Genomic DNA, 24,291 nt, shown 5'->3' on the forward strand with positions numbered 1-24,291 from the left:
GTGGCGAGTGCCGGCGTCCATCATGGACCCCGGCCACCGGATGGGCCCTGCCGTACCCCTGCTGATATTCAACGTCGTCGACCCGCTGGGGCCGGGTCCCGGCCCGCCGCCGGCGGGCCGGGACCGGACGGTCAGCGCACCCGGACGAACACCGGGTTGGAGTAGAACCACAGGTCGCTCCACGGGCTCTCCAGCCCGTCGGCCAGCGGCTCGGCCTCGTCGGTGCTGGTGCCGCGCACCCGCAGGTAGCTGTCGGTCCCGACGTCGCGCAGGGTGTGCCTGATGACGTACTGCGCGCCCTGCTGCCGCCAGTCGCGCGGACCGAACCGGGCCACCACGGCGGTGGTGGGGTTGGTGTCGGCGTCCCGGTCGACGCTCAGGCCGGTCACCCGGCCGACGATCAGGTCGACCCGGCGGACCTGCGGCCGGTCGCCGTTGGCGTTCGTGCCGGCCGGTGGCCGGAACCTGATCTCGACGTCCACGTCGGTGCGGTCGCGGCGGCTGACGGTGACGGTCTCCCCCGAGCCGGCCGAGCGGCCCTGGCTGCTGGCGGTGACGTCGAGCCGGGTGATCAGATCACCGGTGGTGACGAAGATCCGCCCGTGCCGCAGCCCGTCCATGATGTCGTGGTACTCCTGCCGGGCCAGCACGTAGGTCTTGCTGTACTCGCCCGGCCAGAAGTCGGTGCCGCCCCGGGTCCAGTGCACGTGCGAGTCGGAGGTCGCCGTGATCCACCAGCGTCGGCCCTCGCCGAGCAGCGCGTCCCACAGCCCGCCGACCCGGGCGGTCGCCTGGTCGTAGCCGCCGTAGGTGGGGTGGTTGCCGTAGCCGCCGCGCGCGCTGCCGTTGAGCGGGCCCGCCTGGTGGCCCGGGGCGCCCTCGAAGCCGACGTACACGTCCGGGGCCACGTCGTTGCCGTTGCGGAACTCGTGCGGGAGGTCCTGCCCGTGCACCCCGAGCCCGGTCGCCGAGCGGGAGGTGTGGTGGGCGATCACCAGCGGCCTGTGCGGCATGGTCCGGGCCACCCGGAGGAACTCCACCATCCTGGCCTCGGTGTCGCGGCCCGGGTCGGCCGGGAACGGGTCCCGCTTGGCGAACCGGCTCTCCAACTCGAAGAGCTGCTTCGCCTCGTCGGCGTGCCGGGGAATCATCAGGGTGTGGTGGTCCATCGCCGGGGCGTCGAACTCCATTCCCCAGAACTGCAACACCTCGGGCACCAGCCGGCGGGACCGCAGCAGATCGGGGTACGCCTGCTCCAGGTTCACCTTCGAGTGGGTGGGTCCACCGTGGTCGGTGCACATCGCCCAGGTCAGCCCGAAGTTCTTCGCCATGATCGCATTGGTGACGATCGGATAGACCGCGTCGGCGCCCTTGCGGAACGTCGGCGGGTTCGTCGAGGTGTCGAAGTCCCCGCTGTACTCGGAATGGATGTGGTGGTCGCCGGCCCGCCAGATCCGGTTGTCGGCCCGGCCCGAGCCGGCCGTCGCCTGATCCTGCCGGTCCGGGGCGGCGTGGGCCGCCTCGACGCCCACGAACGGGCCGGCGGCGGCGAGCGTCGCGCCGACGCCCGCGTACTTCACCAGTTGGCGGCGTGACAGTTGACCGCCTGTGGCGTCCTCGGAATCCCTGTGCTGCACTGCGGAGCCCTCCACGTGATCCGGGTGTCGACCGTGTCGGTGACGAAGCCTCCGAGAGGCGGGTGAACGGCCGCTGCACGGCGCGCGGGGGGCGGGTGAACGACGGCCGGCCAGCGCCGCCGCACCATCGGCCGGCTGCTGACCGGCCCGCCCCGCGCCCCCGGCCCCGGCTGCCGGCCCGCGTCGCCTCCCATGGGCGGGATATCCATGCGAATGCATTGACTACTCATCGGCGAGAAAGGGATCTCATTGACCTGTTGCTATGTCGCAACTAGTATTCGGTGCGCAGACGGTCAACGGGGAGCGGTCGCGGTATCCACATCGAATGCATGTCCGGTGTCGCCCGGCCGATTCGTCAAGCTCCTGGCGAAGACACTCCGGACCAATTCCCCGCCACGTATTCCACGACCCGATCCCCGGACCACGGGGGCGGGTCGTCGTGTCGCGTGCGCGGGGGTCACCGGGAGGTGGCATCGACTCCCGGCACGTACCGGTCAGGACCGACCACGCCGAGAGGAACCCACTCCATGCGCGCTGACCCGATCCGCCGCCGCCCCCCGGGCCCGGCGCTGCCCCTGCTCGCCGCGGTGGCCACGATCGTCCTGCTGGTCGCGGGGACCCCGAGCCACCTGGCCGGTGTCCACCTCGCCGCCGCGGTGGACATCACCGACACCCCCGGCACGATCACCGACCAGTGGTCCACCACCGGCGACGAGGGCATCGAGAAGGTCATCGACAACACGCCCTACCGCAAGTACTTCACCTACAGCGGCGCCGGCTGGATCCAGTTCGAGGCGACCACGGCGGCCGTGGTGACCAGCTACGCCGTCACCTCCGCCAACGACTGGCCCGACCGCAACCCGCGTAACTGGGTCTTCGAAGCCTCCGCCACCGGCAGCAGCTGGACACCGCTGGACACCCAGAGCAACCAGACATTCATCACCGGCTTCCACCGCAACACCTACTCGTTCGGCAACATCACCGCCTACCGGTACTACCGGCTGCGGGTGACCGCCACCAACGGGTCGGTCAACATGCAGATCGGCGAGTGGCAGATCTACGGGACCACCACCGCCACCACCCCGGCGCCGGCGGCGCCCACCGGCCTGCTCGCCACCGCGGCCACCGACCAGATCCGGCTCACCTGGACCGACAACACCCGGTGGGAGACGGCCTACCGGCTGGAACGCTCGACCAACGGCACCACCTGGAGCACCGCGTACGTGCTGCCGGCCAGCACGACGAAGTTCCACAACCTGAAACTGCCGGCGGGCACCCACTACTACTACCGGTTGCGGGCCGAGGGGGTGGCCGGCAACTCCGGCTACGCCACCGCCGACACCACCACCCTCAGCGCCACCCCGGCCACGACCTGGACCGAGACCTGGCACGCCCCCAACGAGACGCTCACCCGCTACTACTACGACGCCAACGTGGCCATCTACCGTGATCCGGGACTGGCCTCGACCGACCTGACCTGGGTGAAGGACTACGCCAAACAGATCTGGGAGTACGTCCAGGCCAACTACGGCAACCTCAGCGGCCAGCGGCTGTACGAGGTGCTGCACGACGATGCGGGATCGGGCGGGTTCGCGTTGAGCCAGTTCGACCCCAACACGGCATTCCGCGACGTCAACGACATGAGCGGCGGCGGCTGGGGAAACACCGACCTCAACGAGGACGTGATCTCCCACGAGATGAACCACACCGTGGAGTTCACCGCGTTCGGGGTGAACGGCTCACCCGCGTACGCCCTCTGGGGCGACAGCAAGTGGGCCGAGATCTTCCAGTACGACTGCTACGTCGGTACCGGCCGGACCACCGACGCCACCCGCTGGAAGAACGCGAAGCTGCTCACCTCGGACAACTTCCCCGTCGCCAACACCTACTGGTTCCGGGACTGGTTCTACCCGATCTACCAGAACTACGGCGGCAAGGTCGTGCTCAACACGTTCTTCCAGCTGCTGTCCCAGAACTTCCACCAGTTCGACGGCGTCTACGCCCGGGACCTCAACTGGGGGGAGTTCGTGCACTTCTGGAGCGGCGCGGCCGGCGTCAGCCTCAAGCCACTGGCCACCACCGCCTTCGGCGGCTGGCCCGCCGACTGGCAGGCGCAGTTCGTCCAGGCGCAGGCCGACTACCCGGCCGTGACGTACACCCCGTGACCCGGCCCTGACCCCCACCCCGGCGACCCGGGCCGCTGGTGCCGCCACCGCGCCTGCGGTGGCGGCACCAGCGGGGCGACCAGGCGTCGGGCCGCACCACCAGCGGTCCGGCCCGGCGGCCGGTCCTCAGCCGCCGAGCAGCACCGAAACCGCCTCCCCGGTGCCCGGATGGGCGAGCAGCAGTGTCGTCGCCGCCGAGCCCGCCGGGGCGTCGACCGGCTCCGCCCAACCGCCGTCGCAGCCCAGCAACCCGGCGACCGCGTCCACCGCCACCGGATGCGCGGCGAGCAGGCCGTGCACCTGCCCCGTCGGCAGGCCCGGACGGGCCGCCGCAGCGGGCCCGGGCGGCGGTCCCAGCCACGGCGGCACCCAGGTGTCCAACTCGGGCAGCGTCCCCGGGAAGGTGCGTGCGGCCTCCCGCACCAGCAGCGGCACCAGCTCCGGGCCGTGCTCGCGCAGGGTGGTGACCAGCGTGGGCAGCCAGGGCAGCAGCACCGGGTCGGGCAACCGGGCGAAGGCGGTGGACATCGTCTCCACCACGAACGGCGCGAGCCCCGGCACCGGTTCCAGCGCGTGCACGAAACCGGAGAGGTACTTCGGGAACGCCGGCACCACCAGCGGGTTACCCAGCAGGTCGGCGCAGCGCTGCCGCAACTCGGCCAGCGGCAGCAGGCCGAGCTGGTGCCGCGCCGCCCAGAGCAGGGCGACCTTGGCCGGGCTCTCGGGATGCGACTGGGCCACCGCGAGTTCGAGCTGGGACCTGTCGCAGCCCAGCGACAGCGCCAGGCTCTCCATGCTGAACAGGAAGCCGAGCATCGCCCCGACCTGCCGGACCCCGGTCTCCTCCTCGACGAACGCGGTCGGCAGCAGGGTGCAGTAGTGCGCGTACCCGACCGTCACGAACGCCGCGCACCAGGCCGGCAGGGCCGGCACGGTGGCCCGATGGTGGGCCAGCAACCTGCGGATGCGCCGCAGCACGTCCGGCGCGTCGTCGACGGTCCGCTCGGCCGCCAGCAGCTCCACGGCCCGCGCGCCCAACTCGTCGACCAGCCGGGGGCTGTCCAGCAACCGGATGGCATCCTCCACGGCGGCGAGGGCACCGGCTGCCGTGGCCTCGGGGCCCCGGACCGACCGCCGCAGCCGCTGTTCCAGCACCTGCTCGACGGTCACCGCCTCGTAGCCCAGCTCGATCAGTGCCCGCTGGTGCCGGCCCAACGCCAGGTCCCAGCTCTCCTGGATCGACCGGTGCCCCAACCGGCGCTCACCCATGATCGGGCGGACCGCGTCGCCGGGCAGCAGGTGCCGCAGCATCCACAGCAGATCCGAGCAGCCGGCCAGCTCCGGGGTGGCGTGCAGGTCGAGCAGAGCCCGTTGGATGGTGCGTTTCTCCAGGTCCAGGCCGAGGGGTTGGAGCCGGTCGAGCACGTCGCGGGCCAGCGGCGGCAGGGCGTCGTAGCCGACCTGCCCGATCCGGTCCCCGCCGAGCAGGATCTCGCAGAGCCGCCGCACGTCCCGCCGCCCCGGCACGACGTCCTTCTCGATGCAGGTCACCGCCGCGTCGGCGAAGTCGTACGGGGTGGGCCGGGCCCGGTTGCGCAACCCGGCCAGCAGGATCGAGGTCTCGAACACCGCGATCGCGTCGGCCGTGCTGGCCAGGTACCCGTTGCGGCGGGCCAACCGGACGATGTCCACGCACCAGCCGCGCAGCTCCGCCTCGTCCAGCCCGTCCAGCGGCGGTGGCGCGGCGAGGAACCCGGTGAGCCGGTCGGCGACCGGACCGGCCGGCCCGGCGGCCGGCGGGACGGCCTTCCGCCGGCCCCGGCCGCCCTTGCCGCCCCGTTGACCGTCGAGCCGGTACGGCGTCAGGCCCGACCGGCCGACCGCCTGCGTCCAGTTCGCGGCGGCGATCGACACCGACCCCGGGGCCAGCCCGAACTGTGCCTCGATGGCCGAGTGGCTCGACGGGATCAGCCCGTACCGCCACCGGGTGCCGGTGCGGGGGGTGATCGCGAAGTCCGGGGCGGGGGAGTCTAGCCCGAACTGCTCGACCCGGCTGGCGGCGTGGAACGCGCCGCACACGTAGAGGCAGTCCGCCGGGTCGGCCCCGGACGCGGCGAGGTGCTCCCGCATCCGGGTCCACATGTAGCGTTCCCGGTCCTCGTCGCGGTCGGTACGGTCCGACCCGGCCGGCCGCAGCCGACGGAACAGGCTGCCAATCAGCACCATCACCTGCCGGTAGGTGTCGTGGTCGGCGTCGGCGAGGGGCCGTTCGACGTACTGGTCCCACCACTCCGACCAGTGCCGCACCTTGCCGTGGTGCAGCAGGTACGCCTCCAACTCGGCGAACCGGGGCCGCAGGTCGCCGATCTCCACGCCGACCGCGTCGCCGTGCAACGCCGTCTGCTCACCGGCCTCGCCGGCCGCCGCCTCCGCCGGCGCGGTGTCGGCCGGCGCGTCGGTGGCCGCCCCGGCGTCGCCGCGCGGCGACCACTGGAAGACGTGGTCGGTGGAACGGTCCACCAGCACCAGTTCCACCCCGGGCGTCTCCAGCGCGTACGCGATCGCCTGGTACTCGGCGGACGCCTCGGTGACCGGGGCGACGACACTCAGCGGCCCCCACTCGGCGGGGAAACCGTCCAGCTCGGAGGCGAACGCCTGCAACGCCACCGGCAGCCGGCAGTTGCGCAGCTCACCCAGGAGCGGCTGGAGATCCTCGCACAGCTCCAGATAGATCACCTTGGGCTGCTTGTGCCGCAGCCGGCGTGCCATCGCCAGCGCCGAGGCCGGCGAGTGGTGACAGACCGGGAAGATCTCCAACCGTTCGCCCAACGCCCGGTCGACGTCGTCGACAATGCCGGCGAGGATGCCGGCCAGCGCGTCGGCGGAACCGGCGAACGTGGCAGCCGCGTCGGTGAGCTGCTCGCGCAGCGCCCCGAACGGTCCGGCGGTCACCCCGCCGGAACCGGCGTCGCCGACGGCGGTCGCGGGCCGGGTGACACCGGGCGGCGCGGCGGTGCCGGTGTGGGCGGTGGTCACGACAGCGAGGCGATCGCCTGGCGACCGCCGTCGAGGAAGCCGGCCCAGCCCTCGCCGTGCTGCTTGGCCCGGGGCTCCACCACGCCGTGCAGGTACTTGTTGAGGATCGCCAGGTCCTCCGGGCTGCGCCGGGCCAGCGACCCCATCAGCGAGGCGGCCAGCGTCTCCACCCGCAGGGCCCGGTCGCCGAAGAACTGGCTGTGCAGGATGGCGTCCTCCAGCACCCCGATCTGCTCGGCGGTGGACAGCGCCGACTCCAGCTTCTCGTCGTCGCTGGTCGCCGACGCGGCGGCGGCCCGCAGGTCGGCGAAGCTCTGCAACAGGATGTCCAGCAGGGTGGGCGGCACGTCCAGTTCGATACGGTGCCGGCGCAGCAGTTCCTCGGTGCGGAACCGGACGATCTCCGCCTCGCTGCGCTTGTTGGTGACCACCGGGATGCGGACGAAGTTGAACCGGCGCTTCAACGCCGACGACAGGTCGTTGACGCCCCGGTCCCGGCTGTTCGCGGTGGCGATGATCGAGAAACCGGGCTGGGCGAAGACGATGTTGTCGTCGTTCAACTCGGGGATGGAGACGTACTTCTCCGACAGGATGGAGATCAGCGCGTCCTGCACGTCGCTGGTGGACCGGGTCAGCTCCTCGAAGCGGCCCACGACGCCCTGTTCCATCGCCGTCATGATCGGCGACGGGATCATCGACTCGCGGGACTGCCCCTTGGCGATGACCATCGAGACGTTCCACGAGTACTTGATGTGGTCCTCGGTGGTGCCGGCGGTGCCCTGTACCACCAGGGTGGAGTTGCGGCAGATCGCGGCGGCCAGCAGCTCGGCCAGCCAGCTCTTGCCGGTGCCGGGGTCACCGATGAGCAGCAGGCCCCGGTCCGACGCCAGGGTCACGATGCTGCGTTCGACGAAACTGCCGTCACCGAACCACTTCTGCGGGATCTCCCGCTCCAGACCGTCGGCCCGTTCCGAGCCGAGGACGAACAGCCGCACCATGCGCGGGCTCAACCGCCACGAGAACGGCTTCGGGCCGGTGTCGACCGACTCCAGGTAGTCGAGTTCGTCGGCGTACTTGACCTCGGCGGGGGCACGCAACATCTCGGACATGAGGGGTGATTCTCCTAGGTGAGGAAGCTCTTGAGCTCGAAGACGAGTTTGCGGATGTGACCGGAGAGCACCGGGGTGCCCAGGTCCTTGAGGCGCTGCCGGAACCAGGGGTTGACGCTCTGCTGACCGGAACTGCTGACCGAGCCGACCGGGATGAACCGCACCCCGGAGCGGTGCACCGCCTCGATGCCGTCGAACAACGGCTGGGAGCGGTCGAACTCGTAGAAGTCCGAGATCCACACCAGCACCGTGTTGCGCGGCTCGACGATCTTGGGGCGGGCCATCGCCATCGCCACCGGCCCGTCGTTGCCGCCGCCGAGCTTGGTGCGCAGCAGCACCTCGAAGGGGTCGTGCACCCACGGGGTCAGGTCCAGCGCCCGGGTGTCGTACGCGATCAGGTGCACGTCCACCTTGGGCAGCCCGGCGAAGATCGAGGCGAGGATGGTGCAGTTGACCATCGAGTCGACCATCGACCCGGACTGGTCCACCACCACGATCAGCCGCGACGGGGTGGTCTTGCGGGCGGTCTGCCGGTAGTAGAGCCGGTCGACGTAGAGGCGTTCGTCCTCCGGGCTCCAGTTGGTGAGGTTCTGCCAGATGGTGCGGTCGAGGTCGAGGTTGCGGAACACCCGCTTCGGCGGCACCGACCGGTCGATCGTGCCGACGGTGGTCTGCTCGACCTGGGTCCGCAGCACCTCGGCGACCTCGTCGACGTACCGCCGGATCAGCGACTTCGCGTTGGCCAGCGCCACCCCGGACAGGTTGGACTTGTCCCGCAGCAGTTGCTCGATCAGCGACATGCTGGGGGTGAGCTGGGCGGCCAGCTTCGGGTCGGCCAGCACCTCGCGCAGGTGCATCCGGCGGACCAGGTCGCCCTCCAGGCCGGTGAGGGTGGCGCCCAGCCCGCCGCCCTGCCGACGCAGTTCCTCAGGCGTGGTGCCGAGCGCCTGGGCGAACCAGCCGGCGTCGGCCTGCCAGCGGGCCAGCTGGCCGGCGCTGACCGGCCCGGACCCGGTGCCGAAGACGTTGAGCAGCAGCTTCGACACCAGTGCCGCCCGGCGCACCTCGGCCTCGCCGGGCCGGTGGGTCCCGACGTCGGGATCGTCCGGGGCGTCGGCCGGGTCGGGGGCGAGCAGACCGCGGAACTCGTCGGCGAGCGCGGGGAAACGCTGCACGACGGTGTCCACCGACACGGTCGGGTCCAGCAGCACGGCGGGCAGGCCGAGGTCGTCGACCACGGCCACGCTCGCCGCCTCCAGCGTGGGCTGTTCGTCGGGGTCGAAGAGCCGCCCCAGCAGCCGCCAGTAGAGCACCTGCCGTCGGTTGGCGGCAGCGAGGTCACCCGGGGTGACCGCATCGCCCGGGGGCACGGTGTCACCCGGGGGCAGGGCGCCGGTCGTCGGGGTCGGGTCGTTCATCGGCGCAGCAACCGTCCCGCGCGTTCGCGCAGCACGGCCACGGCGTCGCCCGCCCTGGCCTCGGCCTTCGCCACCTTCGGGTCGGTCACCCCGTCGGCCCAGTCGCCGTTGTGCGCCTCGACCGGCCGGCGCTTGACGGTGGCCTGCACCGCCAGCGGCTGCACCAGCCACCGGCCGCCGTCGAAACGGGCCAGGCCCAGGCAGGACGACGAGGCGGCGACCAGCGCCGGGGTGAGCGGCCCGCCGGCCGGCAGCCGGTCCAGGGCGACCGCGAGGCGCTGCCCGTCGAGGTCGACGGTCGCCCCGCCGTCGTGCACGGTGTAACCCTCCAGCAGCACCGGCTCGGCGATCGCCGCCGGATGCCGGTCCAGCGGTGCGGTGGCCGCCGCCGTCGCCGTGCCCAGCAGCACCCGGGCGGTGGCGAACGGGTCGGCGGGCTCGCCGGCCTGCGCCCGCTCGTCGACCCAGTGCAGGTCGCCGCCGTGCGCCGGCAGGTCGGTCACGGTCAGTGCCCGCCGCTGCGCGATCGCGGTGAGCAGCACGGGGTACGCCGACAGCAGCCGCCACACCGCCGGGCCACCGATCGTGGCGACCTTCGCCGCGCCCACCGCCACCCGGACCAGCCGGGCCGGGCCGGCGTCGGCCGGTTCGAGGATCGCGTGCAACTGCACCTGGACGGCGGTCTCGTGCTCGTGGACGTCGACCCCGAGCGGCAGCAGCCGACCGGTGACCCGTCCGGCGTCGACCGCCGCGTCGGGCACCGGCCCGTCCTGGGCCAGCAGCACGCCACGGGCCCACAGGTCCGCCCAGCGGCGTACCGGCGGCTGCGCCATGGTGGCCACCGGCAACCCGGCCCGCAGCTCGGCGGCGAGCCCGTCGAGCAGCACCGCCAGCCGCCGCGCCCCCGGCTCGGCCAGCGCCGCCTCGACCGGCGTGCCGACGGCGGAGAGCAGTTCGTGGTCGATGCCCCGCCATCCGGCGAGGGCCGTCTCGTGCAGCCAGGACCGGGCGGCGGCGCGGGCGGGGGAGCCGCCGGCGGGCTCGCCGGCGGGTGCCGTCCACGCCGTGCGTTCCCGCCCGAGGGCGGCGTCGAACCGGGCGGTCAGGGCGTCGTGGGCCGCGCCCAGCAGCGCCGTGCGGGCACCGGCGAGGGCGGCCAGGTGCTCCTGCCCGGCGGAACCGGCGGTCACCTTGCCCACCGCCTCGGCCACCCGCTCACCCAGCGGCGTGCCCGCGACCGCACCGGCCAGCGCGGTCAGCGCGGTGGCGTCCGCCTCGCCGACCCGGGCGAAGCCCCGTAGCAGGGCCTCGTCGAATCCGGCGACCACGTCGTCGGCGTCGGCCAGCCCGGCGGGGGCGCTGCCGTGCAGCTGCGCCAGCTGCGTGCCGAGCATCAGCGACCTGCCCCGGTCGACGGGAACCAGTGCAGCTCGGGCAGCGCCGTGGTGCTGGTCGGGAGTTCGAGGTAGGCCAGGTGGCGCAGGAACCGGCTGAACACCACGGCGGCGGAGGTCGGCTCGTGCCGGGCGTCCAGCCGGGACAGCAGCTCGACCCCGGTCTGCGTGCCGTCACCGGCGTCCACCCGCAGGTAGCGGGCGACCCGGTCGACGCCGTACTGGAGGACGGCCTCGTCGGCGAGGGCCTCCAGGTGCTTGCAGGGCGCGCCACGCAGCCCGCCGCAGGGCCGGTTGTTGTTGGTGCTGCAGTGGTAGGCGTGGTCACCGGCGGTCACCGACGAGACGTACACCCGCTCGATGTCGGAACCGCTGGACACCACACCCTGTAACCGCCCGTCGGCCAGCTCGACGAAGGGCACCTTGGCCAGCTTGCGGGGCCGGGCCGGTGGCACCACCGCCACCACGCTCCGCCGCCGCCACGCGGCCTCGTCAGCGTCCGTCACCGCATGTCCTCCCACCCGCCGGCACACCGGCGTCGACCATGGTTGATGGCGTGCGCCGGCCGGGCCGGCGTCGCCGTGACCACAAGATCATGGCCCACGGGTACGACACTTCCACGGTCTCCCGTCGCCCCGTCCCGAGGTCCGACACGGGGCTGGTCTTCTACTCCAGCTACCCGACCGAGGTGGTCGGCCGGCAGGCCACGCCCGACGGCGTCTGCCGTCCCGTCCCGGCCGACGCGACCTGGCTGCTCGCCTGGAGCGGAGGCTTCCACTCCGTGTCCGGCTACCGGACGACCGACTGCACCGGCCCGGCCGCCGAACTCAACAACCTGCACAGCTGGCCGACGGGCCACCACCTGAGCTACCGCGCCGGCTGACCGCCGCCGTCGGCGGCCCCGCGACCATCCCCGACGGGCCGGGTTTCGTCGACGACCGGCTGGCGCAGGATGGTGCGTCTCCGGTCGGGTGCGACCCTGCGGAAGTCGCTCAGGTAGATCTCGTGGTGGGTGCCGGTCAGGCGGAGCCGGTGGGCGGGGACGAACTCGTCGTGCAGACGGGCGAGCACGGCGGCCTCGTCGTCGAAGGAGCCGACGTGCAGGGTCTGCACGCACCGCCCCTCCGTCAGCCGCTCCAGGCGGACGTCGTCCAGCCGCCCGGGTGGCCGCTTCGCCCCGACCTGCGCGACGGCGGCGGTGACCATGCCCGGCCCGATCCAGTCGGGGACCATGAGCATCAGCGTCCAGCGCCACCGCGACTTGTCCCGCGCCGTGGTGAAGGACGCCATGTCCTCGGCCCACCACAGGCCCTCAAGCGGCGGCACGACGTAGTCCCGCCCGAGTTCCCGCCCGCTGGCGAACTTCACCCGGTACGCGACGGGATAGAGCGCCTCGACCGCCCTGGTGAAGGCCGGCGCGGTATTGGGGTCGCCCCGACCGTCGATCATCAGGTACTGCATGTCGGGCACGTCAACCAGCCGGAACCGGCCCTTCTGCGCCCGGTAGGCGTCCAGGGTCCGCCGGAAGTCGACCTTCCCGTCGGCGGGATCCGTCACCGGCATCGGTCGACGCCGCCCGGGCAGTGGCCCGTCGACCCGGCACCGGACGGGACCGGACACCTCGTCATGCTCCCGACCCTCCCTCCCGGCAGTCCGTCGGCCGCTGGACGTCCGTGCCGCGACCGACCGACACTATGCCAGAGGAATTCCCGGGCAGCCGACCGGACGGCGTGTCTGGGATGCTGTGCCGCATGCCCGCCTTTCCGCCGACCTTCGCCGAAGCCGTCGTCGCCCAGCCGCTCCGTGCGCAGTTCGAGGCGTTCCTCGACGAGCACCGCGCCGCGCTCGACGGCTGCCTGGAGGGGTTGACCGAGGAACAGGCACGCCGGTCGCTGGTGCCCTCCCGGACCACGCTGCTGGGCCTGGTGAAACACGCGACCTTCGTGGAACGGGTCTGGTTCGACGAGGCCGTCACCGGTCGGTCGCGCGCCGAGCTGGGCATCCCCGCCGCGTCGGAGGAGTCGTTCGTGCTCGAGGCCGACGACACGATCGCCGGCGTACGGCATGCGTACCGGGAGGCCTGCGCGGCGTCCCGCCGGGCGGCGGTGACGCTGGACCTCGACGACGTCCTGTCCGGGCACCGGAGGGGACCGGTCCCGCTGCGGTGGGTGTATCTGCACGTGCTCCGCGAACTCGCCCAGCACTGCGGGCACGCCGACATCCTCCGCGAGCAGATCGTCGCCGGCTGACGGTGCGCGGTGCACGCCCCGACCGGGACGGGTGCCTGCCGCGGGTCGGGCGGCTCACGCCGGGACGGGATGGTTCGCCGCGAACCCCTCCCGGGTGAGGAACGCCAACTGCGCGCGCTTGTCGGGCATGTCGATCTCGTCGGCGAAGGTGAACCCCTCGCGTTCCAGCCGGCGCAGCGCGAACCGGTTGCGCACGTCGGGCTCGACCACGATCCGCAGCCGGGTGGGGTCGCGGAACAGGAACCGGGCCAGCGCCGGGCCGACCGCGTCGGTGAGCCCGCGCGGGGGCCGGCGGCCCGGGGCGAGCAGCAGGTGCATGCCGATGTCGCCGGGGCGTACCCGGTAGCGTTCCCCGACCGGGTCGGCCTCCGGCCGGTAGGTCTGGAACAGGCCCACCGGTGTGCCGTCCAACCCGATCAGGTACGCGTGGTGGGTGCTCAGGCCGTCGATGAACGTGTAGACCTCGCGTACCTCCTCGACGGTATACGACCCCATGCCCCAGAACGTCGCACGGGGCTCGGTCACCCAGCCGTGCAGCAGCGTGGCGTGGGCGGCCGGGTCGACCACGGTGAGGGTCAGCTCACCGAAGCCGGGGATCTGCTCGTGGTAGGCCACGGGGTCCTCGTCTCGGGGTGTGGTCAGGGTGCGCCAGTCGGTGCCGACGGGGATCAGCCCACCGGTGGCCCACAGCGGCAACTGGTCGGCGAAGTGCGGGTCGTCGGGGCGGCCGGACACGCCGAAGGGGACGATCCAGCGGCTCGCCGCCCGGTCGGTGAGGTCCCACACGTACCTGGCGACCGGCCCACGCCAGCACGCGTCGGAGATTCCGGGGACGCTGGAGGTGGCCAGCACGCAGTCGGTGTCACCGCCGAGCGTGGTGGCCGCCCGCATCGCGGCGACCCGTTCGGTGACCGCGTCGGACACCCCGAGGTGCAGCGGGTGCAGCAGGTGGCGCCGTCCCCAGGTCCCGGCCGGGTCGGCGGTGGCGACGTCCTGCAGGGCGGCGGCGGCGAGCGGTTCGACCTCGCCGCCGAGGCGGGACAGCCCGGCGACCACCCCCTCCACGGCGTGCCCGATGCGGGCCAGCGGGTCGGTCCACGGCGCGAAGAGGGGGTCGAAGCCGCCGGGGGAGTGCAGCGGCCCCAGCGCGGGGTGCGCGGCCAACCGGTGGACCAGCGCGGCCCGCCAGGCGGCGAACGCCCCGGCGTCGACGCTGTCGGCGGCCATCCGACCGTCCCATCCGGTCAGCCGCTCCCGCAGCCGCCTGGCGGGCGCGCTCAGCGGCGTCGGGTCGAGTCGGGCGAGCAGGTCCCGCAGGACCGTCGACCCACGCCGGGTGTCCATGTGGACGTCGGGGGCGGCGACGCCGTCGGCGAGCAGGTCACGGATGCGGCGGGCCCGGTGCGGCGGGGCGAAGTCGACACCGAGCGCGGCGGTGTCGTCGCGCCGGTCGTTGGCGCAGACCACCGGCTCGTCGACCTCGACGGGCTTGGCCGTGGCGTAGTCACCGCGCCACCGGTAGCGGGGGTCCCAGCCCGGCACCGGTTCCCGTCGGCACCTGTCGTCGCGCTCGGGCACCAGGCCGGCGACGAGCTGGTGCACCGTGCCGTGCCGGTCGGCGACGAGCACGCTGTTGACCGGTTCGACCCAGCTGCGCAGCGCGTCGGCGACGTCGTCGGCGGTGCGGGCCCGCAGCAGCGGCAGCAGCGCCTCGAAGCCGAGGTTCCCGGTGACCCGGGTCGGGGTGCGCAGGCTGAGCGCCTCGCCGGTGTGCCGGTCGTGGTCGATCACCGGGCCGCGTGGGGTCTCGATCACCTCGACGGTCTCGGTCGCGCCGCCGCGTACCTCGATCCGCTCGACGTGCCGGTGGGCCGGCACCCAGCCGTCGGCGTCGCGGACCAGTACCCGGTCGCCGTCGCAGCGGAGCTGTTCGCGGTAGAGGTCCTGGTAGTCGGCCATCGCGTTGGTGACCGCCCAGGCGACGTCACCGGCGTGCCCGAAGTGCGGCAGCCCCGGTACGCCGGGGAAGGCCAGCCCGACCACGTCGAACTCGGGGCAGGCGAGCCGGATCTGCTGGTAGATGCCGGGTAGTTCGAGCAGCCGGTGCGGGTCGCCGGCGATGACCGGCGCGCGGCCGGTCAGCGGGTCGGCCGGCAGCGCCCAGGCGTTGCTGCCGGAGCCGCCGGGCCCCTCGACGGCGAACAGGTCGCGGGCGTCCGGGCCGAGGGTGGCGGCGACGTGGGCGTGCCACAGCTTCTGCGGGAAGGTGCCGAACAGGATGTGCTGGACCAGGAACACGCCCAGCGGCGACCAGGGTCGCCACCGGCCGGGCGTGCTGCCGGTGGCGGCGAACTCCGGGGCCGCCGCCGCGCCGGCCGGCAACGCGTCGTTGACCCCGTCGGCGTACGCGGCGACCCAGCGCCGGGTGGCCGGGGCGAGCCTGTCGAAGCAGCGCCGGGCGGTGTCGTCGAGGCGGGCCCGCCGGGCGAACCGGTCCCAGTCCCGTTCGGACGGGCCGACGTGGGCGGCGAGCCGGCCCTCGGCCCGCCACCGTTCGACCTCCAGCTGCCAGGCCCGGTCGGTGGCGGCCACCCTGCCCTGCCACCGGGCCAGCTCGTCGACGGTGTCGGCCCACAGGTGCGGTACGCCCCACCGGTCGCGGTGCACGCCGGTGGCCGGACGACCGCCCGGTTCCGTGCCGGTGCCACTCTCCACAGGACTCCCCAGGTGAGTTACCCTCGCCTAACTTAGGCGGACCTTACCTGGAGGGCGTGTGAAACGGAACTGGGAGGCCCTGGTGCTCAAGGCCATGGGCGGCCGGGACTTCCGGCTGACCGTGCGCGGCACCGAGCCCGTCGGCGACCACTACCGGCGTCTGTCGATGGACGACGGCGGCCTGCTGGCGGCGGCCAAGGTGCACCCCACCATGTGGATCCGGCTCTGGTTCGACGACGCCGGCCGTCCGCACCAGCGGGCGTACACCCTGGTCGACCCGGACCCGGCCGCCGGCCGGTTCAGCCTCGAATTCGCCCTGCACGACGGCTGCGCGGCCCGCTGGGCGGCCGGCGCGCAGGTCGGTGACACCATCGTGGCCACCCTCCAGGGCAGCGCCTTCGCCCTGCCCGACCCGGCCCCCGCGCACCTCTACCTGGTCGGTGACGCCGCCTCGCTGCCGGCGGTGAACAGCCTGCTCGACGCCGCCGCCGGCATCCCCGCCACGGTCTGGCTGGAGTACGCCCACGCCGGTGAGCAGGCGCTCACCCCGCGCGCCGGGGACCAGCACCGGGTCACCTGGGTGCCGCGCGGGCAGGACGGGCAGCAGCTCGTCGACACCGTCCGGGCCGAGCTGCCGGCCGCTCCGGACGCCCACTACTGGCTGGCCTGCGAGGCGGGCAGCACCCGCGCGCTCACCCGGCACGTACGGCGCACCCTCGGCGTGGGCAGGCAGCAGCTCACCGCGTTGGGTTACTGGAGCGCCAGGTGACCGGACGCCTCGGCACGCTCACCACGCTCTACGTCACGCAGTATCTCGGCATCGGGTTCATCACCGTCGGGTTGACCGCCATCCTGCGCGACGGCGGCACCTCGCTGGACACCCTGGCCCTGCTCCAGTTCGTCGGTCTGGTCTGGCCGGTCAAGTTCCTCTGGGCCCCGCTGATCGACAGGTACGGCTCCCGCCGGCACGGCCACTACCGGTCCTGGCTGCTGCCGTTGCAGGCCGGTCTGGTGTTGGCCCTGCTGGCGCTGCTGCCGTTCGCCGACCCGGCCCGGCGGCTCGGCCCGGTGGTGGCGATCTGCGCCGCGTACGTCTTCCTCTCCGCCACCCAGGACATCGCCGTCGACGCGGTCGCCGTCCGGGTGCTGTCGGAGGGGACGCGGGGTGCCGGCAACGGCATCCAGGTGGCCGCGAGCTACCTGGGCAACCTGCTCGGCGGTGGCGCGTGCGTGCTGGTCTACGACCGGTTCGGCTGGGTGCCGGCGATCGGTCTGCTGGCCGCGTTGACCGCGGTCGGCCTGCTGGTGGTGTGGCGGCTGCGGGAACCGGACCGGGTCGCCCGGGTGGCAGGCGCCGGGCAGGCGTACCGGGCGTTGCTGTCGGTGTTCGGGCAGCCCGGCTGCCGCTGGTGGACCTTCGGCGTGGTGCCGCTGGTCTACACCGGAGCCGGCGCGGCCTACGCCCTGGTCACCCCGGCGCTGGTCGACGCGGGCTGGTCGCTGGCCCGCATCGGCGTGGTCACCGGTGTGGTGATCAGCGCCCCGGCGATCGTCGCCGGCCTGCTCGCCGGGGTCGGGGTGGACCGGTTCGGCCGGGGGCGGCTGCTCGTCGTCGGGGGAGCGGCGCTCGCGGTCTCCACGGTGCTGCTGCTGCCGTTGCTGAACGGGCGGGCGCCGCTTCAGGCGACGGTGGCCGCGCTGTGCTGCTTCATGGCCGCGTACACCGTGGCCAATGTCGTGCTCTACGTGGTCAACATGGACTATTCGCGGCCGGGCACCGGGGGCACCGACTTCACCGTGCTGTCGTCGTTCGGGCTGATCTGTTCGTTCCTGGCGGCCTCGGTCGGGCTGGCCGCCGCCGACCGGGTCGGGTATCCCGCCGTGGCGCTCGCCTCGGTGGTGCTGGTCGCCGTCGGTGTCCTGGTCGGGTTGGGGCACCAGCGCCGGTTCCGGGCCGGCGCGATCCGGCCGGCCGAGCCGGTGGTCCCGGACGTCACCCCGGTCGGCTGAGCCGGTGGGCGGGGCGGGGTGTCGGCATTGACAAGCACTTAGGTGAGGGTAGCCTAACTCGCGAGATCAACTGGGCCGCCGGGACGACCTGACCCGCCCGCCGTCCCGCCCGCGCCCCCGTCACCGACCGTCGAGGACTGCTCATGAGCCTGCCCGGATCCACCGTCGAGGCCCCCGTGACCGGGACGCGTCCCACCCCACCCCGCGCCCACCTGTTCACCGCCGGCACCGTCGAGGACTACCGCCGGGCCGTCACCGAGGGCATCGACCGGGTCGCGGCCCGGGTCGCGGGCGTCGACCGGCCCGGCACCGGCATCACCCCCGACGAACTGGCCCCCCGGGTCGCCGGCATCGACCTGGACCGTCCGCTCGGCGACACCGCCGCCGCCCTCGACGAACTGCACGACGTCTACCTGCGCGACGCCGTCTACTTCCACCACCCCCGCTACCTGGCCCACCTCAACTGCCCGGTGGTCATCCCCGCCCTGCTCGGCGAGGCGGTGCTCAGCGCGGTCAACTCCTCCCTGGACACCTGGGACCAGAGCGCCGGCGGCACCCTCATCGAACGCCGGCTGGTCGACTGGACCGCCGAGCGGATCGGCTTCGGGCCGGCCGCCGACGGCATCTTCACCAGCGGCGGCACCCAGTCCAACCTCCAGGCGCTGCTGCTGGCCCGGGAGGAGGCGTACGCCCGGATCGTCGGCGGCGGCACCGACCGGCCCAGCCGGCCCGAGGTGCTGTCCCGGCTGCGGATCATCACCTCCACCGCCGGGCACTTCAGCGTCCAGAAGGCCGCCAAACTGCTCGGCCTCGGCGCCGACGCGGTGCTCACCATCGCCACCGACGCCGGCCGGCGGATGCGCACCGACGAACTGGCCGAGACCCTCGACCGGTGCCGCCGCGACGGCCAGACCGTGCTGGCCGTGGTCGCCACCGCCGGCACCACCGACTTCGGCACCATCGACCCGCTGGACCGGATCGTCGAGATCTGCACCGCCGCCGGGGTCTGGCTGCACGTCGACGCCGCCTACGGCTGCGGGCTGCTGGTCTCGCCCACCCGGCGGCACCTGCTGGCCGGCATCGAACGGGCCGACTCGGTCACCGTCGACTACCACAAGTCGTTCTTCCAGCCGGTCAGCTCCAGCGCCCTGGTCGTCCGCGACCGGCGGGTGCTGCGCCACGCCACCTGGCACGCCGACTACCTCAACCCGGCCCGGATGGCCGAACGGCGCATCCCCAACCAGGTCGACAAGAGCCTGCAGACCACCCGCCGGTTCGACGCCCTCAAGCTCTGGCTCACCCTGCGCATCATGGGCCCCGACGCCATCGGCAGCCTCTTCGACGAGGTGGTCGACCTCGCCGCCGCCGCCTGGCGGCTGCTCGCCGACGACCCCCGCTTCGAGGTGGTCACCCGCTCGCAGTTGAGCACTGTCGTGTTCCGCTACCTGCCGCCGGGCGCCGGCCGCGACGTCGTCGACGACGCCAACCTGCACGCCCGCGAGGCACTGGCCGCCTCCGGCGCGGCGCTGGTCGCCGGCACCAAGGTCGACGGCGCGCACCACCTCAAGCTCACCCTGCTCAACCCCGAGACCACCCTGGACGACATCGCCCACGTGCTCGACCTGATCGCCGAACACGCCGGCTGGTACGCCCGTACCCGGGCCACCGCCGAGCTGTCCAGCCCCGTCGGCTGACCACCCCCGCCCTGGAGAAAACCCCTGTGTCGACCCACGACTTCATCGCCGTCGGGCTGGGCCCGTACAACCTCGGGCTGGCCTGTCTGACCGCGCCGCTCGACGACCTCGACGGCCTGTTCCTCGAAGCCCGCGACGAGTTCGACTGGCACCCCGGCATGCTGCTGGAGTCCACCCGGTTGCAGACGCCGTTCATCGCCGACCTGGTCACCCTGGCCGACCCGACCTCGCCCTACTCGTTCCTCAACTACCTCAAGGAGGTCGGCCGGCTCTACCCGTTCTACATCCGGGAGAGCTTCTTCCCGTTGCGCCACGAGTACAACGACTACTGCCGCTGGGCGGCGGCGAAGCTGCCCTCGGTCCGCTTCGGCCACCAGGTCACCGGCATCTCCTACGACCCCGGCGACGAGCGGTACGTGGTGCACGCCGAGGCGGCCGGTGAACGGGTCACCCACCGGGCCCGCCACCTCGTGCTGGGCACCGGCACCCCGCCGTACGTCCCGGACGCCTGCCGGGACCTCGGCGGCGACGTCATCCACAACTCCCGCTACCGGGAGCACCGGGCGGCACTGCGTACCAGGCGCAGCATCACCGTCGTCGGCAGCGGGCAGAGCGCCGCCGAGATCTACCACGACCTGCTCACCGACCTCGGCACCCACGGCTACCAACTCAACTGGGTCACCCGGTCGCCGCGCTTCTTCCCCCTCGAATACACCAAACTCACCCTGGAGATGACCTCACCGGACTACGTGGACTACTTCCACGCGCTGCCCGAGGCCACCCGCTACCGGCTGGAAGGCGCGCAGAAGAGCCTGTTCAAGGGGATCAACGCCGACCTGATCAACGACATCTTCGACCTGCTCTACGCCCACCGGGTGCACGGCCCGGTGCCGACCAGGCTGTTGACCAACACCGAACTCACCAGCGCCCGCCACGACGAGGCGACCGGGACGTACACCCTCGGACTGCGCAACGTCGAGCAGGGACGGGACCTCACCCTCGACACCGAGGCGCTCGTGCTGGCCACCGGCTACCACTACCGGGTGCCGGAGTTCCTCGACCCGATCCGCGACCGGCTGCGCTTCGACGCCCACGGCCGCTTCGACGTGGCCCGCAACTACAGCATCGACCACACCGGCCGGGGGGTGTTCCTGCAGAACGCCGGCACCCACACCCACAGCATCACCTCACCCGACCTGGGCATGGGCCCGTACCGCAACTCCTGGATCATCCGCGAGCTGACCGGACGTGAGCACTACCCGATCGAGCAGCGGATCGCCTTCCAGGAGTTCGGAGTTCCGACCGCAGGCACCCCGTGAACGTCCCCGTGTACCGCCGCCACGACCCGGTCCTCGGCGAGTTCACGCTGCGGACGCTCGACCCGGAGGGCGACGCCGCGCTGCTGCACCGGTGGGTGACCCACCCGAAGTCGGCGTTCTGGCTGATGCAGGACGCCGACGTCGACCGGGTCGCCCGGGAGTACCGGGGGATCGCCGACCACCCGCACCACGACGCGTACCTCGGGCTGTGGCGCGGCGAGCCGACGTTCCTCGCCGAACGCTACGACCCGGCCCGGGTCGAGCTGGCCGGTCTCTATCCCGCCCGGTCCGGCGACGTCGGCATGCACCTCCTCTGCGCCCCCACCGACCGGCCGGCGCACGGCTTCACCCGGGCCGTCATCACCACCGTCCTGGACTGGCTGTTCGCCGACCCGGCCACCCGACGGGTCGTCGTCGAGCCCGACGTGCGCAACACCGCCGTGCACGCCCTCAACGCCGCCGTCGGCTTCACCGTCGTCGGACCGATCCGCAAACCGGAGAAGGACGCCCTGCTCAGCGTCTGCACCCGCGACCAGTTCCTGGCCGCCACCCGAGGAGACGTGCCCGCGTGAACCCCGCCGCATCCGTGGCCCACCTGACCCCCGCCACCTGGGCCCACGCCCACCGGCTGCTCGTCGCCAAGGCGCTGGCCGAGTTCGCCCACGAACGCCTGATCGAGCCCGCCCCCACCGGCGACGGCCGGTGGACCGTCCGTTCCGACGACGACACGGTCGAGTACCGATTCACCGCCCGCCGGTTCGCCCTCGACCACTGGCAGATCGACCCGGAGAGCATCAGCCGGCGGCGCGGCGACGAGGACCTGCCGCTCGACGCCGTCGACCTCTGCCTCGAACTGCGCGGCGCGCTCGGCCTGACCGACCAGGTGCTCCCCGTCTACCTTGAGGAGATCACCTCCACCCTGGCCGGCGCGGCGTTCAAGCTGACCCGGCCGGCGGTGAGCGCCGACGAACTGGCCCGCGCCGACTTCCAGGCCATCGAGAGCGGGATGACCGAGGGACACCCGTGCTTCGTGGCCAACAACGGCCGGATCGGCTTCGGCATCCACGAATACCACGCGTACGCCCCGGAGGCCGGCCGGCCGGTGCGGCTGGTCTGGGTCGCCGCGCACCGCGACCACGCCACCTTCAGCAGCGCCGCCGACCTCGACTACGCCACCCTGCTGCACACCGAACTCGGCCCGGACACCCTGGCCCGGTTCACCGCCACCCTGACCGACGCCGGGGTCGACCCCGACGACTACCTGCTCATCCCGGTGCACCCGTGGCAGTGGTGGAACCGCCTCGCCGTCACCTTCGCCGGCGAGGTCGCCCGCCGACGCCTGGTCTGCCTCGGCGAGGCCCCCGACGAGTACCTGCCGCAGCAGTCCATCCGGACCTTCTTCAACGTCACCGACCCGCGCCGGCACTACGTCAAGACCGCGCTGTCCGTGCTGAACATGGGCTTCCTGCGCGGCCTGTCGGCGGCCTACATGGAGGCCACCCCGGCGATCAACGACTGGCTCGTCGACCTGGTCACCGACGACCCCGTGCTCGCCGGTACCGGGCTGACGATCCTGCGCGAGCGGGCCGCCGTCGGCTACCGCCACCCGCAGTACGAGGCGGCCACCGACCGCTACTCGCCATACCGCAAGATGCTGGCGGCGCTGTGGCGGGAGAGCCCGGTGCCCGGCCTGGCCCCCGGCCGACGGCTGTCCACCATGGCCGCCCTGCTGCACACCGACCGCGACGGACGGTCGCTGGCCGCCGCCCTGGTCGCCGAGTCCGGCCTGCCCGCGCGGGAGTGGCTACGCCGCTACCTCGACGCCTACCTGGTGCCGCTGCTGCACAGCTTCTACGCCCACCGGCTGGCCTTCATGCCGCACGGCGAGAACGTCATCCTGGTGCTGCACGAGGGTGCGGTCGAGCGGGTCATCTTCAAGGACATCGCCGAGGAGATCGTGGTGATGGACCCCGACGCCGACCTGCCGCCGCCGGTGCGGCGGGTCCGCGCCGCCATCCCCGACGACGAGCAGCTGCTGACCATCTTCACCGACGTCTTCGACAGCTTCTTCCGCCACCTCAACGCCGTGCTGGCCGGTGCCGGGGTGCTCGACGAGGACGACTTCTGGCGTACCGTCGCCGACTGCGCGACCGACTACGCCGCCCGGGTGCCGCACCTGGCCGACCGGCTGCGCCGGCACGACCTGTTCGCCGAGGAGTTCACCCTGTCCTGCCTCAACCGGCTGCAACTGCGCAACAACCAGCAGATGGTCGACCTCGCCGACCCGTCGGCGGCGCTCCAGTTCGCCGGCACCCTGACCAATCCGCTCGCCCGCTACGCCCCACCCCGATGACCACCGCCCTGTCCGCCGCGCCCCCCGACACGGCGACCCCGCTGCGGTCCCGCTGGCTGATCCTGGCGGTGCTCTGTCTCGCCCAGCTGACCGTGGTGCTGGACAACACCGTGCTCACCGTGGCGGTGCCGGTGCTCACCACCGAACTGGACGCGAGCACCACCGACATCCAGTGGATGATCAACGCGTACGCGCTGGTGCAGTGCGGGCTGCTGCTCACCGCCGGCAGCGCCGCCGACCGGTACGGCCGCCGCCGGTTGCTCGTCGCCGGCCAAGTGCTGTTCGGCGTCGGCTCGCTGGCCGCCGGGCTGGCCCGCTCCGTCGACCAGGTGATCGCCGCCCGCGCCGGCATGGGCGTCGGCGGGGCGCTGCTGTCCACCGCCGGCCTCACCGGCGTGGTCGGGGCCATCATCGACGGCCGCGAACGCGGCTGGACCGCGCCGCCGGTGCTCGGCGCGGCAGGCGTCGGCGTGCTCCTGCTGGCCGCGTTCGTGGTGTGGGAACGGCGCACCACCGCCCCGATGCTGGACATGCACTATCACCTTCGGGCCCACCGACGCGCTGTTCCTGCTCACCCAGCACCTCCCAGTTCGTTCGCGGCTACCCCGCCTGGGAGGCGGGACTGCGGATGGTGCCGTTCGCGCTGTCCATCGTGCTGCTCAACCTCGGCGGGGTCGCCACCCGGCTGATCCGCCGGCTCGGGGTGCCCGGGGCCATCGCGCTGGGCATGGTGCTGCTCTCCGCCGGCCTCACCCTGATCACCCACGTCCGCGCCGACAGCTACGCCGTGCTGCTCACCGGGCTGCTGGTGATGGGTTTCGGCTGCGCCCTGGCCAACCCGGCCATCGTCGAGGCGGTGCTGAGCTCCATCCCCCGACCAAGGCCGGCGTCGGCGCCGAGAACGACGGCACCATGGCCGAGGTGGGGGGCAGCCTCGGCATCGCCGTCCTCGGCGCGGTGCTCAACGCCCGGTTCGCCGCGCTCGCGCCGGTCGCGGTGGCCGGTGCCGGCTCGTACCCGGCCGCGCTGGCCGCCGCCGCAGGCGAGACCGAACGTGGCCTGGTCACCGACGCGTTCGCGTCCGCGCTGGTCACCGGGCAGACCGCCGGGGCGGTGGCGGTCCTGGCCGGTGGGCTGCTCGCCGCCGGGCTGCTGCGCCGCGCCGAGCGCACCCGCTGACCGGCCGGGCCGC

Annotated in this window: 17 protein-coding genes and 2 pseudogenes; 10 read left to right on the forward strand and 9 right to left on the reverse strand. The window is 73.0% G+C overall.

The window, feature by feature from the left end:
* Positions 1 to 131 precede the first annotated feature (131 nt).
* Complete coding sequence (locus tag Q2K16_RS03945; protein WP_302743586.1) at positions 132 to 1,637, reverse strand: CehA/McbA family metallohydrolase domain-containing protein; 1,506 nt, start codon at positions 1,635 to 1,637, stop codon at positions 132 to 134.
* Between the two features lie 527 nt (positions 1,638 to 2,164).
* Here Q2K16_RS03945 and Q2K16_RS03950 point away from each other — a divergent pair.
* Positions 2,165 to 3,802, forward strand: a complete 1,638-nt coding sequence (locus tag Q2K16_RS03950) for a fibronectin type III domain-containing protein (protein WP_302743587.1) — start codon at positions 2,165 to 2,167, stop codon at positions 3,800 to 3,802.
* Positions 3,803 to 3,928: 126 nt separating this feature from the next.
* Here Q2K16_RS03950 and Q2K16_RS03955 read toward each other — a convergent pair whose 3' ends face one another.
* From Q2K16_RS03955 to Q2K16_RS03975, 5 genes are all read right to left on the reverse strand, one after another.
* A complete protein-coding gene (locus Q2K16_RS03955; RefSeq protein ID WP_302746354.1) occupies positions 3,929 to 6,754 on the reverse strand; it encodes a DUF5682 family protein in 2,826 nt (941 codons plus the stop codon).
* A gap of 80 nt (positions 6,755 to 6,834) precedes the next feature.
* Positions 6,835 to 7,947 carry an ATP-binding protein gene (locus Q2K16_RS03960; RefSeq protein ID WP_302743588.1) on the reverse strand — a complete coding sequence of 371 codons (1,113 nt, stop codon included), beginning with the start codon at positions 7,945 to 7,947 and terminating at the stop codon, positions 6,835 to 6,837.
* Positions 7,948 to 7,961: 14 nt separating this feature from the next.
* Entirely contained in the window at positions 7,962 to 9,365 is a 1,404-nt protein-coding gene (locus Q2K16_RS03965; RefSeq protein WP_302743589.1) for a VWA domain-containing protein, read from the reverse strand.
* On the reverse strand, positions 9,362 to 10,759 hold the full coding sequence (locus Q2K16_RS03970) for a hypothetical protein (RefSeq protein WP_302743590.1): 1,398 nt from the start codon (positions 10,757 to 10,759) through the stop codon (positions 9,362 to 9,364). The genes Q2K16_RS03965 and Q2K16_RS03970 overlap by 4 nt, the downstream gene beginning before the upstream one ends.
* Positions 10,759 to 11,226, reverse strand: coding sequence for a hypothetical protein (locus tag Q2K16_RS03975; protein ID WP_302746355.1), 468 nt, complete (start codon positions 11,224 to 11,226; stop codon positions 10,759 to 10,761). The genes Q2K16_RS03970 and Q2K16_RS03975 overlap by 1 nt, the downstream gene beginning before the upstream one ends.
* 89 nt (positions 11,227 to 11,315) lie before the next feature.
* Between Q2K16_RS03975 and Q2K16_RS03980 the strand changes: the two genes are divergently transcribed.
* On the forward strand, positions 11,316 to 11,642 hold the full coding sequence (locus Q2K16_RS03980; protein WP_302743591.1) for a hypothetical protein: 327 nt from the start codon (positions 11,316 to 11,318) through the stop codon (positions 11,640 to 11,642).
* On the opposite strand, the gene Q2K16_RS03985 is transcribed toward Q2K16_RS03980, so the two are convergent.
* Positions 11,627 to 12,322, reverse strand: coding sequence for a GyrI-like domain-containing protein (locus Q2K16_RS03985; RefSeq protein WP_302746356.1), 696 nt, complete (start codon positions 12,320 to 12,322; stop codon positions 11,627 to 11,629). The genes Q2K16_RS03980 and Q2K16_RS03985 overlap by 16 nt on opposite strands.
* A 188-nt stretch (positions 12,323 to 12,510) precedes the next feature.
* Here Q2K16_RS03985 and Q2K16_RS03990 point away from each other — a divergent pair, with 188 nt between their 5' ends.
* Complete coding sequence (locus tag Q2K16_RS03990) at positions 12,511 to 13,008, forward strand: DinB family protein (RefSeq protein WP_302743592.1); 498 nt, start codon at positions 12,511 to 12,513, stop codon at positions 13,006 to 13,008.
* Positions 13,009 to 13,062: 54 nt separating this feature from the next.
* On the opposite strand, the gene Q2K16_RS03995 is transcribed toward Q2K16_RS03990, so the two are convergent.
* Both Q2K16_RS03995 and Q2K16_RS04000 read right to left on the reverse strand, forming a co-directional pair.
* Entirely contained in the window at positions 13,063 to 13,623 is a 561-nt protein-coding gene (locus Q2K16_RS03995) for a GNAT family N-acetyltransferase (protein WP_302746357.1), read from the reverse strand.
* A gap of 6 nt (positions 13,624 to 13,629) precedes the next feature.
* A pseudogene (locus Q2K16_RS04000) lies at positions 13,630 to 15,675 on the reverse strand (penicillin acylase family protein); the annotation flags it as partial.
* 106 nt (positions 15,676 to 15,781) lie between these two features.
* On the opposite strand from Q2K16_RS04000, the gene Q2K16_RS04005 reads away from it, so the two are divergent.
* The 7 genes and pseudogenes from Q2K16_RS04005 (at position 15,782) to Q2K16_RS04035 (ending at position 24,278) form a co-directional block, all read left to right on the forward strand.
* The gene (locus Q2K16_RS04005; RefSeq protein ID WP_302743593.1) at positions 15,782 to 16,492 is read left to right on the forward strand and encodes a siderophore-interacting protein; all 711 of its coding nucleotides are present in this window, start codon (positions 15,782 to 15,784) and stop codon (positions 16,490 to 16,492) included.
* Positions 16,489 to 17,733 (forward strand): MFS transporter, encoded by a 1,245-nt coding sequence (locus Q2K16_RS04010; RefSeq protein ID WP_302743594.1) that lies wholly within the window; start codon positions 16,489 to 16,491, stop codon positions 17,731 to 17,733. The genes Q2K16_RS04005 and Q2K16_RS04010 overlap by 4 nt, the downstream gene beginning before the upstream one ends.
* 143 nt (positions 17,734 to 17,876) lie before the next feature.
* Positions 17,877 to 19,427: a pyridoxal phosphate-dependent decarboxylase family protein gene (locus Q2K16_RS04015; protein WP_302743595.1), complete on the forward strand. Its 1,551-nt coding sequence runs from the start codon at positions 17,877 to 17,879 to the stop codon at positions 19,425 to 19,427.
* Positions 19,428 to 19,453: 26 nt separating this feature from the next.
* Positions 19,454 to 20,746: a lysine N(6)-hydroxylase/L-ornithine N(5)-oxygenase family protein gene (locus Q2K16_RS04020; RefSeq protein WP_302743596.1), complete on the forward strand. Its 1,293-nt coding sequence runs from the start codon at positions 19,454 to 19,456 to the stop codon at positions 20,744 to 20,746.
* Positions 20,743 to 21,318, forward strand: a complete 576-nt coding sequence (locus Q2K16_RS04025; protein ID WP_302743597.1) for a GNAT family N-acetyltransferase — start codon at positions 20,743 to 20,745, stop codon at positions 21,316 to 21,318. Before Q2K16_RS04020 ends, Q2K16_RS04025 begins: the two co-directional genes overlap by 4 nt.
* Positions 21,315 to 23,099, forward strand: a complete 1,785-nt coding sequence (locus tag Q2K16_RS04030; RefSeq protein ID WP_302743598.1) for an IucA/IucC family protein — start codon at positions 21,315 to 21,317, stop codon at positions 23,097 to 23,099. The genes Q2K16_RS04025 and Q2K16_RS04030 overlap by 4 nt, the downstream gene beginning before the upstream one ends.
* 8 nt (positions 23,100 to 23,107) lie before the next feature.
* A pseudogene (locus Q2K16_RS04035) lies at positions 23,108 to 24,278 on the forward strand (MFS transporter).
* Positions 24,279 to 24,291 lie beyond the last annotated feature (13 nt).

Origin of the sequence: Micromonospora cynarisoli (genome assembly GCF_030518815.1) — a bacterium.
Taxonomy (GTDB): Bacteria; Actinomycetota; Actinomycetes; order Mycobacteriales; family Micromonosporaceae; genus Micromonospora; species Micromonospora wenchangensis.

What these genes read in the sequence shown, in the direction of transcription:
- Q2K16_RS03985 (WP_302746356.1), bottom strand. Translation starts at nt 12,322, where the DNA reads ATGCCGGTGACGGATCCCGCCGACGGGAAGGTCGACTTCCGGCGGACC.
- Q2K16_RS03990 (WP_302743592.1), top strand. Translation starts at nt 12,511, where the DNA reads ATGCCCGCCTTTCCGCCGACCTTCGCCGAAGCCGTCGTCGCCCAGCCG.
- Q2K16_RS03970 (WP_302743590.1), bottom strand. Translation starts at nt 10,759, where the DNA reads ATGCTCGGCACGCAGCTGGCGCAGCTGCACGGCAGCGCCCCCGCCGGG.
- Q2K16_RS03965 (WP_302743589.1), bottom strand. Translation starts at nt 9,365, where the DNA reads ATGAACGACCCGACCCCGACGACCGGCGCCCTGCCCCCGGGTGACACC.
- Q2K16_RS03960 (WP_302743588.1), bottom strand. Translation starts at nt 7,947, where the DNA reads ATGTCCGAGATGTTGCGTGCCCCCGCCGAGGTCAAGTACGCCGACGAA.
- Q2K16_RS03950 (WP_302743587.1), top strand. Translation starts at nt 2,165, where the DNA reads ATGCGCGCTGACCCGATCCGCCGCCGCCCCCCGGGCCCGGCGCTGCCC.
- Q2K16_RS04015 (WP_302743595.1), top strand. Translation starts at nt 17,877, where the DNA reads ATGAGCCTGCCCGGATCCACCGTCGAGGCCCCCGTGACCGGGACGCGT.